Here is a 17,642-nt window from a genome sequence, read left to right as displayed (position 1 = left end):
CCGGGGCTTTTTTAAGGAGCAAAAATGTTGTACCCCCTCGCCAGGCATTTCTTGTTCAAGCTCAATCCTGAACAGGCACACGATCTCTCCATCAAATATTTGCCCCGCCTTCTCGGTACGCCACTGGATTGTTTCTTCCGCCATTCACTGCCCAAACGCCCCGTCACTGTCATGGGGCTTTATTTTGCCAATCCGGTCGGACTGGCTGCGGGTCTGGATAAGGACGGGGAGTGTATCGATGCATTTGGTGCCATGGGGTTTGGCTTTATTGAAGTAGGTACAGTGACCCCCAAGCCCCAGAGTGGCAATGACAAACCTCGTCTGTTCCGGGTTATTCCGGCAGAGGGGATCATCAACCGGATGGGATTCAACAACAAGGGTGTTGACCATCTGGTCGCCCAGGTCAAGAAAGCCAAATATCAGGGTGTCATCGGCATCAATATCGGCAAGAACAAGGACACTCCGATAGAGCAGGGCAAAGACGACTATCTGATCTGCATGGACAAGGTTTATGATCATGCCGGCTATATTGCCGTCAATATTTCTTCCCCCAATACCCCAGGTCTGCGCCAGCTGCAATACGGCGATGCACTCGATGAGTTGCTGGCCGCGCTCAAGGTTCGTCAGCAGGAGCTGGCTGCCCAATATAAGAAGTACGTGCCGCTCGCCGTTAAAATTGCGCCGGACTTGAGTTTGGATGAAATTAATCAGGTGGCCGCGTCCTTGATCAAAAACGGGATCGATGGCGTGATAGCCACCAATACTACCCTGGAGCGGGAGATGATCTATGACATGCCCCACGCCGGTGAAGCGGGTGGCCTCAGTGGGCGTCCGTTGCAGCACAAGAGCACAGAGGTGATCCGTCAGCTGGCCAAGGCACTGGACGGCGCACTGCCCATCATAGGGGTGGGGGGCATAGACAGCGCCATGGCAGCGCGGGAGAAGCTGGCAGCGGGTGCCAGTTTGGTCCAGATCTACAGCGGCTTTATTTATAAAGGCCCGAGTCTGGTCAAAGAGATTGTGACCCATATTTAAGAAATAAATGGGTGCCCTTTATTTAAAGTTGCTGAAATTCTCGACATGGAATAAAGTCGAGTAACGACTTTCAGTAAGGGCGCCCCCATGTGTATCCAACCCAATGACAATTGGCAGTGGCATTATGATGCTCATCATGATCGTCTGATGCTGGATTTATCCGATCGCATGATATTCGCTACCGAATATAAAGGGCGCCAGCTTGTACCCTGTTCCTTCACTACCCAGCCTTTTTGCGTGGACGATGCTGCCCTCTATTATCAGTTGATGGACAAGGCTGTCGAACTCGACTGGAGCACCCCCCATCAGGTCCAGTTGGTACTCAATGCCATCGCTGTCAGTCGCTTTTATAAACCCATGATGCCGCAAAGCTGGTTCTTTGGTGAAGTGCATCCCTTTATTATTCCTGAGACCGGAGCCTTGGTGTGCATGAACACCCTTCATGGCAAGGGGGAATTCATGGTGATCGAGGCGGGTGAACAGGCCAGTGTCTGTTTGAATCTGACGGATGATCTGATGTTGACCGCCAGCAAGATCCTGCCCCGTTTCGGGGTGATCAAGGTCATGAACAACCGCATGATCGCCAGAGTACCGGCCCAGACACAATACCGTCAGGTGGGGTGATATTTCGCTCTTGTCTTCTGTCGGAGGGGGAAAAATAACCTGATGTCATCCTGACTCAGGGTATTTCTCTTCATTATGAATGCAACATGACAATTCCTGCCTGGTCACACTGATATTTTTTCTCGTTCACCGCTATTAACCCTGTAAATGTGAGCTGTGCCACTTGAGGCTCACCTGTAAACACCGTAGTCTCGAAATTGTGCTGTGTAATAGATGTGTATCCGGTTGATACGTGTCAGCAACATGATCAGGGAAACGACTCATGACAATAAACAAGTATCTACTAACCAGTAGTTTATTATTTCTGCCTTTCACAGTCTCTGCGACAGAAGATCTGTCGGTCCTCATCTATGGAGCATCAATCCACAGTGATTGCCAAGCGGCAAAAGGACCGCACGGAAAAACCTGTGACTTCAACAATATCAACCCGGGCCTTGGGGTAGATTGGGTTTTTCTGGGGGATAGCGATACCGGCAAACTCTCATTGCGTGGTGGTGGCTATGAGGACTCTTACGAAAAATTTGCGGTCTATGCAGGCTTTATGTATCGCAAGGAGTGGTATCTCACCGAGAGCTTCTTCGCCGGTCTGGGGCTGCAGGCTGGTTATCTTGATGGCTCAGGCATCAATGGCTTTGCGGTATTGCCGGTAGTCAGCCTGGGGTATAAAAATCTGGCTCTGGAAATCGGGTATGCCCCCAGGCTGGATAATGTGCCCGGCAGAAAACACGTGGCGGTGACATCATTCGGTCTGCGTTGGGCAATTTGATGCCATTTTTCTGGCTATAAAAGACCCGCGAGATGCGGGTTTCTTATATTTGGCTATGGCCAAGTCAGTCTGAATAGAGCACGAATGATAAGTATCCAGTGACATCATCCAAAGCAAGCAAGTTTTTCAATCCAGATGTCGATTGTGGCCAACAGCATTATTTTCATACTCTAATGCAGCTAACAAAAATGCCCTCGCATCAAGAAGATGAGAGGGCTGAAAAACACTCTACAGGAGGGATAAGCTGTTATTCCAGCCACCAAACTAGTCTAAGGCTTATGGTGGTGCCTGAAACCTGATAGATATGACAGTCTGGCAGTTTAACAAATGGGGGAAGCGGACAGTAAAAAATAGCCCTCCTGTATACGGACGATAACGGGAGGGCAAAACACGGGGTAACGAAAGTACATGCTTTGTCGCAAGGACAATAACTCAGAGAGCCTTGTTTGGCGCCTGTCAAATATGGCAGTCATGATGTGTTTATATTCGCTGCGTCACGGATGTCGATGATATTTGCCTGCTGGCAAGAGTGTTGTTGCTCGACACAGGTTGCCGCGAGTGTGCGGCGATGCCCTGTCACCCCATCAGCTGGCCTGGCCCAAGGCATCATCGGATGTCTGGCATGGCTGACCTGGTATCAAGGGATGGCGGAATGGGCGGGGAGAAACGCCCTGTTTCTGGCGTCATCACCAAGCTTTTGCTGCTCCGGATCGGCTCTTAAGGTATAATGCGGCACTATTTTTATGGGTTCCCCGTGAGCGTGATGAAAGAATTTTTTGCAACCTGCCCCAAGGGGCTGGAAAACCTGTTGGCCGATGAGCTGACCACCCTGGGCGCAGAGCAGGTCCGTGAGACCGTGGCTGGCGCCCACTTTAAAGGCGAACTGGCGATCGGCTACAAGGCCTGCCTGTGGAGCCGTTTTGCCTCCCGTATCGTGCTGGTGCTGTCCGAATTCCAGATGAACGACGATCTGGATCTCTATCTGGGCGCCCACACCATCCCCTGGGAAGAGCACTTCTCCGGTACCTCCACCATAGCGGTGGACTTTACCGGTACCAACCCCGCCATTCGCAATACCCAGTACGGCGCGTTGAAAATCAAGGATGCCATCGTCGATCGCTTCACCAAGCGTGGTCACGTGCGCCCGGATGTGGACAAGAAGTCGCCGGATATCCGCATCATGGCGCACCTGGGCAAAGGCAAGGCCAATATCACGCTGGACTTGTCAGGCCCGGCGCTGCACCAGCGTTTCTATCGTCAGGGCACAGGCGAAGCGCCGCTCAAAGAGAACCTGGCCTGCGCCATGATAGCCCGTAGCGGCTGGGCCGGTGAGCCCATGATGGACCCCATGTGCGGTTCAGGTACCCTGCTCATCGAAGCGGCCTTCATTGCTGCCGACATGGCGCCGGCCCTGCGCCGCGAGCGCTTCGGTTTTGATCGCTGGCTGCAACACGACAGCGAGCTGTGGCAGAGCCTGATGATGGAAGCCCAGGTGCGCGCCAAGCGCGGCATGCAGCGCTGCGAAGTGAAGCTGTTTGGCTGCGATGCCGACCCCCGCGTGCTGATGAAGGCCCGCGATAACGCCAAGGCGGCCGGGGTGGCGCACCTGATTACCTTCAAGCAGGCCGAAGTCAGTGCACTGGATAACCCCTTGCCGATGGCTAGCGTCGAAGGGGAGGCTCGTCAGGTCGGCATGCTGATCTCCAACCCGCCCTATGGCGAGCGTCTTGGCGAATTCCCGGCGCTGCTGGAAGTGCACCAGGCTCTCGGCGATGCCCTGCGTCGTAGCTTCCAGGGCTGGCGCGTTTCCATTCTCTCTGCCTCGCCCGAGCTCTTGAGTTGCCTGCGTCTGCGTGCCGACAAGCAATATCGTCTGTTCAACGGGGCGCTCGAGTGTCAGCTGCGCAATTACCAGATTGCACTGGACTCCGTGGCATCTCAAAAAGAGGTGGCGCAGGACTTTGCCAACCGTCTGCGCAAAAATCTTAAAACCCTCGAGAAGTGGGCCAACAAAGAGGGCATCGATTGCTATCGCCTCTATGACGCCGACTTGCCGGAATACAACGCCGCCATCGACCGCTATCAGGACTATCTGGTGGTGCAGGAGTATGCCGCGCCCAAGGACATCCCCGCTCAGAAGACCCGCCAGCGTCTGCTCGACATGGTGCAGGCCGCCATCAAGGTGACCGGCATGGACGGCGAAAAGGTGATCCTGAAAGTGCGCGAGCGTCAGGAGGGCAAACAGCAGTATCAGAAGCTCGCCGCCGAGCAGCACCGGATGGAAGTGCAGGAGTACGGTGCCCGTCTGTGGGTCAACCTCTACGACTATCTGGATACCGGCCTGTTCCTCGACCACCGTCAGACTCGCCGCATGCTGGGTCAGATGGCCAAGGGCAAACGCTTCCTGAACCTGTTCGCCTATACCGGCAGTGCCACTGTGCACGCAGGTCTTGGCGGTGCCAGCGAGACCACCACGGTCGACATGTCCCACACCTACCTGAATTGGGCGCAGGACAACATGCGGCTCAACTCGCTGGTGGGCCGTCAGCACAAGTTTGTGCAGGCCGATTGCCTGAAGTGGTTGTCGGAAGCGGATGAGCAGTACGACCTCATCTTTATCGATCCGCCGACGTTCTCCAACTCCAAGCGGATGGACGAGAGCTTCGACGTACAGCGCGATCACCTGCTGCTGATGCAGCACCTGAAGCGTCTGCTGGCGGTCGATGGCACCCTGGTGTTTTCCAACAACAAGCGCCACTTCAAGATGGATCTGGCTGGCCTTGAGGCCGCAGGTCTTAAGGCTCGCAACATCACCCAGCAGACCCGACCGAAGGACTTCGAGCGTAACCAGCATATCCACAACTGCTGGATCATCACCCACGCCGAGGCGCCAGCAGAAGCTTGATGCTGACCCTGTTTCACACCGATGGCTGCCATCTGTGCGAACAAGCATGGGGGCTGGTGGAAGAGGCCGGACTGGCTGCCCAGACTCGCCAGTGCGACATCATGGACGATGCCCAGTGGCTTGCCGCCTATCGGGTGCGCATTCCGGTGCTGCGGGATGAGGCAGGGCGTGAGCTGGGCTGGCCCTTCACACGGGTTGAGTTGAAGGCCTGGATTGCACGTCAGGATTAATGCTGATTTGACGATGAAACGGGAGCAGGCCCAGTCTGTCGCCCGTTTTTTCATATGAAATAAGGAACGAAAATGGCTCTTTTAACATTGCACGGCGCTTGCTTGTCGTTCAGTGACTTCCCGTTGCTCGACAATGCCGAGCTCAGCATAGAGCGCGGTGAGCGTCTCTGTCTGGTCGGGCGCAACGGGGCAGGCAAGTCCACCCTGATGAAAGTCATCGCCGGCGAACTGCCGCTCGATGATGGCCGCATGGTGCAACAGCAGGATCTGAAGGTCACTCGCCTCGAGCAAGATCCGCCCGCCTCCAGCGATCTGACCGTGTTTGACTACACGGCCGAAGGGCTGGCTGGTGTCGGCGAGCTGCTCAAGCAGTATCACCATATCTCCATGGAGCTGGCCCACGATCCCAGCGATGCCAACATTCGCATCATGAGCGAGCTGCAAGAACAGCTCGATTATCAGAATGGCTGGCAGTTCGAAACCCGTATCAGCCAGGTGCTGACCCTGCTGAACCTCGATCCCGACGCGACCCTGGATAGCCTCTCCGGTGGCTGGTTGCGCAAAGTCGCACTGGCCCGGGCACTGGCCTGTGACCCCGATCTGTTGCTGCTGGATGAGCCGACCAACCACCTGGACATCGAAGCCATCAACTGGCTTGAAGAGTTCCTCAAGGATTTTCGCGGCGCCATCGTCTTCATCTCTCACGATCGGGAGTTTATCCACAAGCTGGCGACCCGGATCATCGACCTGGATCGCGGCGAGATCACCTCCTGGCCTGGCAACTACGATCAGTACCTGCTGGGTAAAGAGGAGTGGCTGCGGGTCGAGGAGCTGAAAAACGCCGAATTCGATCGCAAGCTGGCCCAGGAGGAGGTGTGGGTGCGTCAGGGCATCAAGGCGCGCCGCACGCGCAACGAAGGGCGTGTTCGTGCCCTCGAGGCCATGCGAATGGAGCGTTCCCAGCGTCGCGAGCTGCAGGGCAAGGCCAAGCTGCAAATGGACGATGTGAATCGTTCCGGCAAGCTGGTGTTCGAAACCGAAGGGCTGGGGCTCGACTTTGGCGATCGTACCCTGTTCCAGGGGCTGGATCTGCAAGTGCTGCGCGGCGACAAGATTGCTCTGGTGGGCCCCAACGGTTGCGGCAAATCGACGCTTATCAAGTTACTGCTTGGTCAGCTCGACCCCAGCCGTGGCCTGGTCAAGGGCGGCACCAAGCTGGAAGTCGCCTACTTTGACCAGTATCGTGATCAGCTCGATCCCGAGCAGACGGTGATGGAGAACGTGGGGGAGGGCAAGCAGGAAGTGATGGTACGCGGTCGTTCCCGCCACATTCTGGGTTACCTGCAGGACTTCCTGTTTGAACCCAAGCGGGCACGTACCCCGGTGAAAGCCTTGTCAGGAGGCGAAAAAAACCGTTTACTGTTGGCCAAATTGTTCTTGAAGCCCAGTAATTTACTGATCCTCGATGAACCAACCAACGACCTGGATGTCGAAACGCTGGAACTGCTGGAAGAGCTGCTGGCAGACTATCCTGGCACCCTGTTGCTGGTGAGCCACGATCGTCGGTTTATCGACAACACTGTGACTGGTTGCTGGCTGTTTGAAGGGGATGGCCGTATCAGTGATTACGTGGGGGGGTATGCCGACATGATGGCGACCCGTGCCTTGCAAAGCACGCAGCAGGCGGCGAAAGTGGCGCAGGCCAAAACGCCAGAGTCTGCCGCTGTGGCGAGCCAGGTGGTCACAAAAACCAAAAAACTCTCTTACAAGTTGCAGCTGGAGCTGGATAATCTGCCTGCACGACTGGAACAGCTGGAGACGGAGCTTGATGCCCTGCAGGCCGAGGTAAACCATCCCGGTTTCTTCGCCCTGCCGAGCGATCAAACCCAGCTCAAACTGGATGCCCTGAATGCAGCAGAGGCTGCATTGGAACAAGCCTTCTCCCGTTGGGAGGAGTTGGAAGCGTTGAAACATCAGGACTAAGGAAGTAGATGAAAAAGCAATTATCCATGCTGGCCATTCTGGTCAGCGCCAGCCTGCATGCCCAGGTGGCACAAAGCCCCTTTTTCACCATTGTCGACGGGTCTGACAAGGGATATGCCAGCGGGATCAGTGCCGATGGCAACGGGCTCATCGGCATCAACACCAAAAACAACATGGCCGAGCACTTCTCGACCGTGCAGTTTGCCGACTTCCTGGTCGATCGTTTCCGTTTTGAGCAGGGCTGCATGCTCTCCAACTCGGTCTGCAGCGCCTTCTGGAGCGACAACAGCAACTTCGCCTTCCAGTGGCGTCGTGATTTCCTGGATGCTGTCGATCAACGCAGCAACGTGGGTTATGTCGTTCGCAGTGAAGTTGACGGTCTGGTGACTGCACTGGGTGACGTGCCTGGTACTCAGGTCGGTTACAAGATGAATGGCAAGCTGCGCACCGCATTTGCCGTCGTTAATGACGGCAACAGTGTCAACCTCAAGGATGGTGCCAGCAGCCACAGTCTGAGCGTGCCGACCAGCATCAAGAAGCTGGACAATGGCCAGTATCTGGTGACCGGCACCGCGGCCACCGGCAAGAACATCGCCGTCAATTCCGAGCCCTATAACTGGTGCTTCGCCGGTAACGATGGTCAGTATGGTGACTATCGCTACTGCCCGGGACTCAACACCCAGGCAAGCTTCTGGTTGCTCGACAGCGCCGGCACCTTCAACAAGCTGGTCCAGGCCAATGAATATGCCCGTGGTCGCAACGAGGTGGTGCAGACCGCCTCCGCGCTCGCCGTTGGTGAATTCAACGGCAGCCTGTACGGGGTGGGTTACTCCTCTACCGGCGAGATAGGTACCAACTACCTGGATGGCCGCAACCTGGCGGCATACTGGACGCTGGATCTGGATAACAGCAAGGTGGGCACCACCAAAATCATACCGCTGGCCGAAGGCGAGCCGGGCAAGGATGACGCCAAGCTGCAACACAGCTGGGCTGTGGGGGTCAATGACAACGGTTATGTGATTGGCAACCAGCTCTATCGCATCAACAAGGGCCAGAACCGCCCGGTCGAGATGTTTGTGTTCAACTTGAACACCCAACAGACGGCGAGTGTGCCGTTACAAGACCGCCCAATCAGCGGTGCAGGCTCAGAAGCGGCTGCCATCAACAACCACAATATGGTCGTTGGCTGGCGTGATTCTCGTCACCAGACCCAACCCGTGGTCAATGGTACCAACCGCATGCAGGAAGGTTTCCTGCTCAACGCGGCGACCGGCAACAACTGGTATCTGAACGACCTCATCTGTGGTCTGGACGATGCCGGTGCCAAGCAGTGTGCCCAGAACGGCTACTACTATCACATCGTTTATGCCAGCGGCATCAGCACAAATGGTACCGTGGCGGCGACGGCTTATCGCTACAACAGCGAGAGCGATCTCAACAACCGCAGCAATGCTACTGTGGTCAGCGTGAAGCTGGCACCGGTTGTGAAAGATTTCAAAAACGATGAACCTGCCAACTACCTGGTTGCCAATGCGCCGGTCAATAACCAGACTGGCCAGGATGGCGGCAGCGGTGGTGGCAGCCTGTTCTGGTTGACTCTGCTGGCTCTGCCGTTTACCTGGCTGCGCCGTTACCAACGATAAAAAGGCATGTCACTAAAAATTAATGTGGTTCAGTGTCTTGTGTCACAATGACCGGATAGCATGGAATTTTTTGTTTGACCCTGTCCACTCTGTGGGGTAAAGATAAAAGCGACCGATGAAAAATTGGTCGCTTTTTTTGTTCCACGAAGAGGGTCGTAGATGATGAAGAGACAGAAACGGGACCGTCTGGAAAGAGCTCGTGCTCGTGGTTATCAGGCTGGCGTTGTCGGCAAACAGAAAGAAGCATGTCCGTATCAATGTCTGGATGCCAGAGGGCATTGGCTTGGTGGTTGGCGTGACGCCATGGAAGGGCGGGGCTCAGGCCTCTTCATGAAGTAGTAGGTACTTCATCACTCATTACAAAAGGAAAGGGGCCATCGCGGCCCCTTTACGTTATCTCTGTCTTACCACTGGATCAGTTGATCAGAATGCGGTGGTATCTTTAAAAAGGCCCACTTTCAGGTCGGTGGCGCTATAGATGGGGCGGCCATCTACTTCCACCACGCCATCGGCGATCCCCATGACCAGCTTGCGGTTAATCACACGCTTGAAGGTGATTTTGTAGGTCACTTTCTTGGCGGTCGGCAGGATCTGGCCAGTGAATTTCACTTCGCCCACACCCAGAGCACGACCTTTACCCGGGCCACCTTTCCAGCCGAGGAAGAAGCCGACCAGTTGCCACATGGCATCCAGCCCCAGGCAGCCAGGCATCACGGGATCACCCGGGAAGTGGCAATCGAAGAACCAGAGGTCCGGCGTAATATCGAGCTCTGCCAGGATCTCGCCTTTGCCATGCTCGCCACCGTTATCGTTGATCTTGACGATGCGATCCATCATCAACATGTTGGGGGCGGGCAGCTGACTGTTACCCTCACCAAATAATTCGCCACGGCTGCAGGCAAGCAACTCTTCACGGGTAAACGAGTCTTTACCTTGTTCACACAGGGAAAGGCGGGCATCAATGGCGGTATTGTCTAGGGTCACGCTGTTTATCCTTCATATGGGTCAAAGCCGAGCCAATTTAGCGTACACTTGTTCGCTAAACAACTCCGATCACTTCTTTTATTATAAGCCGAACAACCGGCCCAGCAGGCGACGGAGCAAGCCCCCCTTGAACGCCGTGCCATTGAGCTCGTCCAGGCGCTGCTGAATTCGACCGAACAGGGTATCCGGCATATCCGGTTCACCCGCCACGCAGCCGGTCAGCAACTCGATAGCCTCTTCCACATGATCCACTGGATGAATGTGGAACTGACCTGCCTCGACGGCGGCAATCACCTCGTCGGAGAGGTTCAACTGCTGGATGTTGGTGCCCGGTAGAATGATGCCTTGCTTACCGGTGATGCCGTGGATCTTGCATACCCGGAAGAAGCCTTCAATCTTCTCGTTCACACCTCCCACCGCCTGCACATTGCCGAACTGATCGACGGCGCCAGTAACGGCAAAATGCTGATAGATGGGCTGGCGGGCGAGGGCGGAGAGCAGGGCACACAGGCCGGTCAGAGAGGCACTATCACCATCGATTTCGTGGTAGGACTGCTCGAACACCAGATTGGCAGAGAGCGGCGAGGGGGTCTCAGCACCAAACTTGTTGGAGAGATAACCGTGGATGATCATCATCGCCTTCGCGTGGATATGACCAGCCAGCTCCGCTTTTCGTTCGACATCCGCAATGTCGCCATCGCCCAAGTGCACGGTCGCGGTGAGACGTACCGGTTCGCCAAAATCATAAGGGTGGCCCGAGACTTGAATGACGGAGAGGCCATTGATCTGACCAATCTCCTCATCATCGGTTTGCAGCAGGATCTGGCCATCAATGACACCCTGATCAGATTGCTCCACCAGGTAGTTGAGGCGGTAGTCCTGCTCTTCCTGCGCCAACCGGATATGCTCATCGGTCACGGTGTCGGCTTCCATCTCGCGGGCCAGGCTGTCAGCCATGCGCATGATGGCACCAAGCTGGATCTCGGATAGAGAGAGCCACTCCTGATGGTCACACAGGCGGCTGGCATGACGACAGAGGGCAGCGAGGGCCGCCGGGGTGAAGTCCAGCAGAGCCCAGCGTTCACGGATCCAGGCGAGGTATTGCAGGAACTCTGGCAAGTCTTCCTCAATATTGACTTCTGACACCAGATCCGCGCGCAGAAAGATACGCTCGGACATGTCCCTGTCCAACATCTGGAACTCGGATACCTCTAGGCGATCGCCAACCAGGATCAGCTTAAGCCGGATAGGGGTCGCTTCGGGGGTGAAGAAGGGGGTCAGGGTTTTGCCTTCCTGATAGGCGTTCCAGTCCAGTTCGCCTTTCTGGATGGCATTTTTGAGCTTGAACCAGAGGTGGGGCTGATCCAACAACTCGTCGAGTTGCAGAATAAGATAGCCACCGTTGGCCTGGCGTAACAGGCCAGGTTCAAGCAGATGCTGGTTGGCATACACTGAGCCTTGCTCTGTCTGATAGTTGATGGAACCAAACAGGGTATCCCAGTTCAGATCCCGGCCATAAATCACAGGGGCTTCTTGCTCTTCATGATGGATCAGCAGGTTGATCAGCACGGGATGCTGGAACTCGAGTCCCTGGGCAACATGAGCCGCCAGATCGGAGAGAAAGTCATCGATCTTGGGGTCGTTGTTCTGCTTGCGCATGATGCGGGTGACCAGGCGCTCGGCATCCAGATGGTGGCTCATCAGCTTGAGTAGTTCGCCAACCATTTCACAAAACTCGACGCCGCTACCGGGCTGCAGACGCAACCAGATCGGTTTGAACGGGTTGTTCAGGTTCTCCGTGTAACAGAGATCGAACAGGTCACCATCCCTGCCATTTGAGGCGGCAATCAGCGTCTGACACACACCTTCATAATCCGCACCGGGGAAGCCGTTGAGCAGCATGACCGGGCAGTCGCCATCAAAACTGGCGAGACGTTTGATGCCAGAAATGGCTCTGGGTTGCAAGGCGGCGAAAGGTATGGGTTCGATCTTGCTGAGGGCAGTGAACTGTTCAATCGAAAAAGCGGGTTTTAGTTGTTCTGATGTTAATTCAGCCACTTAAGACATCCGGTCAGAGATAGGATCAATTGTTGCCATTATACACAGTTCAATTAGTGGGAACAGGAAACAAGATATCATATTTAACATAATATGCATTATGCGCGGTTGTAGTTTGTTGGACAGAACGAGGTGCCAGATATTGGTTTATCAGGCTGCAGATTCTGGCTATTCGGTTGGCCACTTGGCATGCCATTTAACTTGTTATCTCTCATTTTTTGCCTGTTCATTCGTGCAGTCGGTCTAGCGGTTTGTGGTTGGCGCTTTCGTGGCGTTCGCTGTTGCCGGTGTGCAGGTACTTGGAGGTGGTGTCTATGCTGTCATGGCCCGCATCGGCCTGCACATGGGATAGCGGCCGCCCGTTGAGATTGATGTCGTGGGTAATGCCGGTGTGGCGAATGGAATGCGGGGTCAGGTTGCGCATTTCGGCTGAGTCTTGGGCAAAACCGTCTTGCTCAGCCAGGTTAGCGGCAGTCTGGATGACCGTCATGACCAGTTCACGCAGTTGGCGGATCCCGAGATTGGCATTGAGTTCGCCTTGTTCCCGGCCGTGTGCGGCGGCCTTGTGGCGCACAAAGAGCGGCGTCTGCTCATTGGGTGCCGGCAATGGCGACAACCCCAGGAAGATCCGATAGCGCTCTAGGGCCGCCAGCAAGGCATGGGATACCGCCACTGTGCGCCGCTTGCCACCCTTGCTGCGTGGAATGTAATACCCCCAGACGCCGGTTTTACCATCGCGGCGAAACTGGCCCATGACGGGTGTGAAGCCTGGTCTGGCGGCCACTTCCGAAATGCGCAGATAACAGGCGTACATCAGGCTTATCAGGAAGCGGCTGCGCTCGTGCTGATCCGGTGATCCGGTTGCCAGTCGGTCGGCCGCCTGCATGACGTAAGACCATTGCAGCTCGCTGAAGGCCTGGCCCTGATCATCGGGCTCCTGCTGGACCGGTCGCTTGACTCGCTGCAGCAGCAGTGCCGGATTTCTGTCCATGTACTCTTCCTGGATCAGAAACTGGAAGAAGGCTGACAGGATGGCGAGCTTGGTTTTCATTGCTTGCTCGCTGAGGCGGTATGGCAGTTCGCGGCCCAGCTCCCGTTTGCCAAGAAACGGTCGCCACAAGGGGTTGGGCAGCCGTTCTCCCCACTCCTTGTCGAGAATGAACTGCGCCACGTTGCGGTAGGCAATCAGCTGCTCTGGCGGTGCCTGGCAGTAGTCGAGGTAGCGCATCATGATGCGCCGGGTCAGATCTTTCGGGCTGATAGCCAGCGCGCTGAAACACCAGTGCAGAAATGTCGTCAACTCGCTGCGGTAGGTTTTGTAGTTGTTCTCGTTGTGGCGTTGTTCCAGCAGCCAGTCGACCGCCAGTTCGTAGACGAGCCCCGCATCGGGTACGTTGTTCAGGCTGAGGTTGGCCAGATACTGATTGACTTGGGGATTGCCCGCCTCCAGGTGAGCCAGGCCATCAAACAGCGGCATGGCGGGCGGAAGTAATATAGAGGTCATGGTGGTGCTTGCTTGGTTCATGGGATGGAGGCCGGTAGCCTCGCTCAAAAGTTGATGCCGATAAATGGGGTTATCGGCATCACTGTGTGACGAATAATCAGGACGTGTATGAGGCTGGATCGTCCGTTGCAACCGGTTTGCACCCCATTCTGACGCTATTCAATGGATATGCACCTCTGTTGGAAAATTCTCGGGGTAAATAGCCGTAAAAATGATTTTTAATGCTACATATGTGAATGGTTTTCAAGGGCTCCCTTGGGATAAGGTTAACCCGGCATCCCTCCTGCGCCCCTCAGGCCACGCTCTTAAGCGATTTTCCCTTGGGCTTGTCGGCATCGATCTTCTCTGCAGCCTGTTGTGGCTCCTCTTTGGGGCTCCCCTGCCCCTTGCCACCGCGCAGCACGTTTTGCAGTACATCACGCTGTTCGGCCAGGTAGAAGGCCAGGCTCTCCTGCTGTTCGGGTTCGAGAGTAACAGGTGCCCCCGCCAGCAGGGTCATTAACTCATCGGCGGTATCCAGCAGTTTGTCATAGGCATCTGCCTCTTTCTTGCTGGCAAAGGTCATCTTCTCCACTCCCCCACGCACGACAACATATTTGATCTCAACGGCCATAGTGGCGTCCTCCTCATGATAGTGAACACAAGTATATGTATGGATATACAGTATTGCAAATAACCCTGCCCAAGGGGCTTTTATCATGGTGGTCTGACCCATTACGCGGCCGTTATCACATTGATGAAAGGGTCATTTGACATCCACTTGACGCAAGTCGGATGATGGGCTCATGACGATAACAAGACAACTGCTCATACTGCTGCTGGTCGAAGTGACGCTCCTCGGGGGCATCGCTCATCTGGCCATTGGTCTCTCTCCCCTGCTCTCCTTGCTGTTTGTGGTGCTGGCGCTATTAGGGCTGCGCTGCCTGGTGGTATTGCTGACCTGGGGTTTCTCCCGTTTCTACCCTGTTCCCGCCATCGGTCTGCGTGCCTGGCTGCACATGGTGATCAGGGAGATGTTCGCCTATCTGCTCACCTTCACTGGGTTGCTGCCGTTTGAGCGGCTGCTGATGGCGCCTGACAGGCTCCGCCCTTCTCCCCTGCCCCTGTTGCTGGTACATGGTTACGGCTGCAGTCGCGGGATCTGGCGGCTGCAGCGTGCCCGCCTGGAAGCTGCCGGTCACGTGGTCGCTACCGTGACCCTGACCCCTCCCTTCGGTCATCTCGATGACATGGTCCCCCTGCTGGCCAGGCGCATCGATGAGGTGCTGGCCGCCACCGGCGCCGCTCAGCTGGTGCTGATTGGCCACAGCATGGGCGGGCTGGTGTGCCGTGATTACCTGGCCCTGGCCGGTGGGGCCAAGGTGGCGCAACTCATCACCTTGGCGACCCCGCATCAGGGCAGCCAGCTGGCTGCCATGGGTCTTGGAGACAATGCACGGGAGATGGAGCCCGGCTCCGGATGGCTGCAGCGTTTCGCCGCAGTGCCGCTATGTGTGCCCGGGATTTCGGTGCGCACCAGTCATGACAACTTTGTGCTGCCCCAGTCCCGTCAGCGCATGGAAGGCATGGAGGACATCGAGATCTCGGCCCTTGGCCATCTCTCCCTCATCTACTCGCGCCGCACCACGGCCCTGCTGCTGACCCTGCTCGCTCGCCCCCGGCTACAAACAAAAAGGGCCTGATTGCTCAGGCCCCGGTTTATTTCACGCTTTCTGATATCAGAAGTGAATGCCCTTGATCAGGGTCGATACTGCCATCTGATCTGCTGAGGCCTTGGACTCGCCGCCCGCTTTCGGATCCGAGAAGGTGCGGAAGCTGGTGTTCATGATCACCTGAGCCACCCGTGGTGCCAGCGCATGGATCACCTGACCAAATACCCCGAGACGGGTGGCCAGCCGCACATGCTTGTTGATGATAGTGTCGCACACCAGATCGGCGGCCTCTTCCGGCGTCATCATGGGCACCTGCTCATACACCTTGGTCGGCGCCACCATGGGGGTTTTCACCAGCGGCATGTTGATGATGGAGAAGTTGACTCCCTTGTCGGCAAACTCGGACGCCGCGGTACGCACCCAGGCATCGAGCGCCGACTTGGACGCCACGTAGGCGGAGAAGCGCGGCGCATTGGTCAGCACCCCGATGGAGGAGATGTTGATGATATGGCCCTTCTTCTTCTCGATCATGGTGGGCAGCACCCCCATGATCACCTTGAGGGTGCCGAAGTAGTTGAGCTGCATGGTGCGCTCCAGATCGTGGAAGCGCTCGAAAGAGTCCTCGATGGCGCGGCGGATGGAGCGGCCAGCATTGTTGATGAGGATGTCCACCCCGCCATGCTCGGCCACTATCTGCCGGGTGATCGCCTCCCCCTGCGCGAGATCAGCCAGATCCCCCTGATAGACCTGCAGGGTCAAGCCCAGCTCGGCAAACTCGGCCTGGGTCTGCGCAATCTTGTGCTCGTCCCGGGCAATGGTCAGCACGGTTGCTCCCGCCTCGGCCAGCTTTCTTGCGGTGGCCTTGCCGATGCCGGAGGTGGCGCCGGTGATGAGCACCACCTTGCCCTCGACCCGGCCACGCAGGGTGCGATCGATGAACAGCTCGGGGTCGAGGTGACGTTCCCAGTAATCCCACAGCCGCCAGGCATAGCTGTGCAGTGGGGGCACTTCGATGCCGGTCCCTTTCAACACCCGCTGGGCTTCGCGGTTGTCAAAGCGGGTGGGATAGTTGATGAGCCGGAAGATATCCTTGGGCAGACCGAGATCGGCGATCGCCGCATCGCGAATACGCCGCACCGGCGTCAGCGCCATCAGCATGGTCATCAGATGGCGGGGAATGAAGCTGAACAGGGCCGCATTGATGCGAATGGCGGGCTCGGGTGCATGGGCTGCGCGGGCGAAGGTGCTCAGCATGTCGCCAACTCGCATCGGATGGGAGTCAGTCAGGTGGAACGCCTTGTTGTCCTCTCCCTCCTGGTGGGCGATGTGATCGATGGCATCCACCACGAAGTTGACCGGCACCAGGTTGATGCGTCCTCCTTCGACCCCGATGGCGGGCATCCAGGGCGGCAGCATGCGGCGTAACTTCTGGATGGTCTTGAAGAAGTAATAGGGGCCATCCACCTTGTCCATCTCGCCGGTGTTGGCATCCCCCACCACTATACCGGGCCGGTAGATGCGCCAGGGGATGGTGCTCTCCTTGCGCACTATGCCTTCGGCCTCGTGCTTGGTCTGGAAATAGGGCATGTCGAGGTGCTCGGCCTCATCGAACATGTCTTCCCTAAACAGGCCGTCGAACAGGCCTGCCACCGCGATGGAGCTGCAATGATGGAAGCAGCGGGCGCCGAGTCGCTCGGCCAGTTGCAAGGCTTGACGGGTGCCCTCGGCATTGACCTGCTGCTGAATGCCCGCCTTGGCGTTGAGATCATAGATGGCGGCGAGATGGAGGAAGTGATCGATCTGGCCGATGAGCGGCTCCTGCTCGGCCACGCTCACGCCGAGTTGCGGATGGGTCATGTCCCCGACGACCGGAATGGCGCGCTGCGCGTCGACGCCCCAGTAGTCCAGCAGAGCGGGTATCCGCTCAAGATGGGCTGCGCGCATCAAAAAGTGCACACGGCTATTTGGGCGCTGCAGCAATTTTTTAATCAGCCGGCGGCCGATAAAACCGCTGCCCCCCGTGATGAAATAGTCCATGGTATTTATTTCCCTTACTGATTGGGCTGTTAGTTGTCGTTAGATATATCACGCTTCAAATGGAAATGTTCATTTGAACATCATCTTCGTGACCCAGACCAAAATTACCACGACTGGCTGTTCCGTTATTAGGTAGAACCCTCTATTTTTTCGCCATAAACTGAGGATGAAAGCTCAGTAATGCCACAACGAATGTACCAAGGTTGTCGTCATTACCTATA

14 protein-coding genes are annotated in these 17,642 nt (G+C 56.4%); 9 read left to right on the top strand and 5 right to left on the bottom strand.

What is annotated here, in order from left to right; genetic code table 11:
• Window positions 1-24 precede the first annotated feature (24 nt).
• The 8 genes from pyrD (at window position 25) to rmf (ending at window position 9,525) form a co-directional block, all read left to right on the top strand.
• Window positions 25-1,035 carry a quinone-dependent dihydroorotate dehydrogenase gene (gene pyrD / locus BN1129_RS15990; protein ID WP_042037796.1) on the top strand — a complete coding sequence of 337 codons (1,011 nt, stop codon included), beginning with the start codon at window positions 25-27 and terminating at the stop codon, window positions 1,033-1,035.
• Window positions 1,036-1,122: 87 nt separating this feature from the next.
• Entirely contained in the window at window positions 1,123-1,659 is a 537-nt protein-coding gene (locus BN1129_RS15985; RefSeq protein WP_042037794.1) for a cell division protein ZapC, read from the top strand.
• Between the two features lie 262 nt (window positions 1,660-1,921).
• Window positions 1,922-2,425 (top strand): hypothetical protein, encoded by a 504-nt coding sequence (locus BN1129_RS15980; RefSeq protein WP_042037792.1) that lies wholly within the window; start codon window positions 1,922-1,924, stop codon window positions 2,423-2,425.
• A gap of 727 nt (window positions 2,426-3,152) precedes the next feature.
• Window positions 3,153-5,330, top strand: coding sequence for a bifunctional 23S rRNA (guanine(2069)-N(7))-methyltransferase RlmK/23S rRNA (guanine(2445)-N(2))-methyltransferase RlmL (rlmKL, locus tag BN1129_RS15975; RefSeq protein WP_042037791.1), 2,178 nt, complete (start codon window positions 3,153-3,155; stop codon window positions 5,328-5,330).
• Window positions 5,330-5,560, top strand: coding sequence for a glutaredoxin family protein (locus BN1129_RS15970; RefSeq protein ID WP_042037790.1), 231 nt, complete (start codon window positions 5,330-5,332; stop codon window positions 5,558-5,560). Before rlmKL ends, BN1129_RS15970 begins: the two co-directional genes overlap by 1 nt.
• 72 nt (window positions 5,561-5,632) lie before the next feature.
• Complete coding sequence (gene uup, locus BN1129_RS15965; RefSeq protein WP_042037787.1) at window positions 5,633-7,543, top strand: ATP-binding cassette ATPase Uup; 1,911 nt, start codon at window positions 5,633-5,635, stop codon at window positions 7,541-7,543.
• A gap of 8 nt (window positions 7,544-7,551) precedes the next feature.
• A complete protein-coding gene (locus BN1129_RS15960) occupies window positions 7,552-9,186 on the top strand; it encodes a DUF3466 family protein (RefSeq protein ID WP_042037786.1) in 1,635 nt (544 codons plus the stop codon).
• A gap of 159 nt (window positions 9,187-9,345) precedes the next feature.
• Window positions 9,346-9,525, top strand: coding sequence for a ribosome modulation factor (gene rmf / locus BN1129_RS22720; protein ID WP_005315693.1), 180 nt, complete (start codon window positions 9,346-9,348; stop codon window positions 9,523-9,525).
• 84 nt (window positions 9,526-9,609) lie between these two features.
• Here rmf and fabA read toward each other — a convergent pair whose 3' ends face one another.
• From fabA to BN1129_RS15940, 4 genes are all read right to left on the bottom strand, one after another.
• Window positions 9,610-10,170 (bottom strand): 3-hydroxyacyl-[acyl-carrier-protein] dehydratase FabA, encoded by a 561-nt coding sequence (gene fabA / locus BN1129_RS15955; RefSeq protein WP_042037785.1) that lies wholly within the window; start codon window positions 10,168-10,170, stop codon window positions 9,610-9,612.
• Between the two features lie 81 nt (window positions 10,171-10,251).
• Window positions 10,252-12,228, bottom strand: coding sequence for a Lon protease family protein (locus BN1129_RS15950; RefSeq protein ID WP_042037784.1), 1,977 nt, complete (start codon window positions 12,226-12,228; stop codon window positions 10,252-10,254).
• A gap of 226 nt (window positions 12,229-12,454) precedes the next feature.
• Window positions 12,455-13,732, bottom strand: coding sequence for a tyrosine-type recombinase/integrase (locus BN1129_RS15945; RefSeq protein ID WP_042037856.1), 1,278 nt, complete (start codon window positions 13,730-13,732; stop codon window positions 12,455-12,457).
• Window positions 13,733-14,024: 292 nt separating this feature from the next.
• Complete coding sequence (locus tag BN1129_RS15940; RefSeq protein ID WP_042037781.1) at window positions 14,025-14,345, bottom strand: YebG family protein; 321 nt, start codon at window positions 14,343-14,345, stop codon at window positions 14,025-14,027.
• A gap of 172 nt (window positions 14,346-14,517) precedes the next feature.
• Between BN1129_RS15940 and BN1129_RS15935 the strand changes: the two genes are divergently transcribed.
• Window positions 14,518-15,414, top strand: a complete 897-nt coding sequence (locus BN1129_RS15935; protein WP_042037780.1) for an esterase/lipase family protein — start codon at window positions 14,518-14,520, stop codon at window positions 15,412-15,414.
• Between the two features lie 36 nt (window positions 15,415-15,450).
• Here the strand turns inward: BN1129_RS15935 and BN1129_RS15930 are convergent, their stop codons facing one another.
• A complete protein-coding gene (locus BN1129_RS15930) occupies window positions 15,451-17,421 on the bottom strand; it encodes an SDR family oxidoreductase (RefSeq protein ID WP_042037779.1) in 1,971 nt (656 codons plus the stop codon).
• Between the last annotated feature and the right edge of the window lie 221 nt (window positions 17,422-17,642).

It is taken from the genome of Aeromonas popoffii (genome assembly GCF_000820025.1).
GTDB lineage: Bacteria > Pseudomonadota > Gammaproteobacteria > Enterobacterales > Aeromonadaceae > Aeromonas > Aeromonas popoffii.
This window is presented reverse-complemented; position numbering and strand designations above follow the sequence as displayed.

Coding starts and splice junctions, on each gene's coding strand:
- pyrD (WP_042037796.1), top strand. CDS start 25: ATGTTGTACCCCCTCGCCAGGCATTTCTTGTTCAAGCTCAATCCTGAA.
- BN1129_RS15985 (WP_042037794.1), top strand. CDS start 1,123: ATGTGTATCCAACCCAATGACAATTGGCAGTGGCATTATGATGCTCAT.
- BN1129_RS15980 (WP_042037792.1), top strand. CDS start 1,922: ATGACAATAAACAAGTATCTACTAACCAGTAGTTTATTATTTCTGCCT.
- rlmKL (WP_042037791.1), top strand. CDS start 3,153: ATGCGGCACTATTTTTATGGGTTCCCCGTGAGCGTGATGAAAGAATTT.
- BN1129_RS15970 (WP_042037790.1), top strand. CDS start 5,330: ATGCTGACCCTGTTTCACACCGATGGCTGCCATCTGTGCGAACAAGCA.
- uup (WP_042037787.1), top strand. CDS start 5,633: ATGGCTCTTTTAACATTGCACGGCGCTTGCTTGTCGTTCAGTGACTTC.
- BN1129_RS15960 (WP_042037786.1), top strand. CDS start 7,552: ATGAAAAAGCAATTATCCATGCTGGCCATTCTGGTCAGCGCCAGCCTG.
- rmf (WP_005315693.1), top strand. CDS start 9,346: ATGATGAAGAGACAGAAACGGGACCGTCTGGAAAGAGCTCGTGCTCGT.
- BN1129_RS15945 (WP_042037856.1), bottom strand. CDS start 13,732: ATGACCTCTATATTACTTCCGCCCGCCATGCCGCTGTTTGATGGCCTG.
- BN1129_RS15940 (WP_042037781.1), bottom strand. CDS start 14,345: ATGGCCGTTGAGATCAAATATGTTGTCGTGCGTGGGGGAGTGGAGAAG.
- BN1129_RS15935 (WP_042037780.1), top strand. CDS start 14,518: ATGACGATAACAAGACAACTGCTCATACTGCTGCTGGTCGAAGTGACG.
- BN1129_RS15930 (WP_042037779.1), bottom strand. CDS start 17,421: ATGGACTATTTCATCACGGGGGGCAGCGGTTTTATCGGCCGCCGGCTG.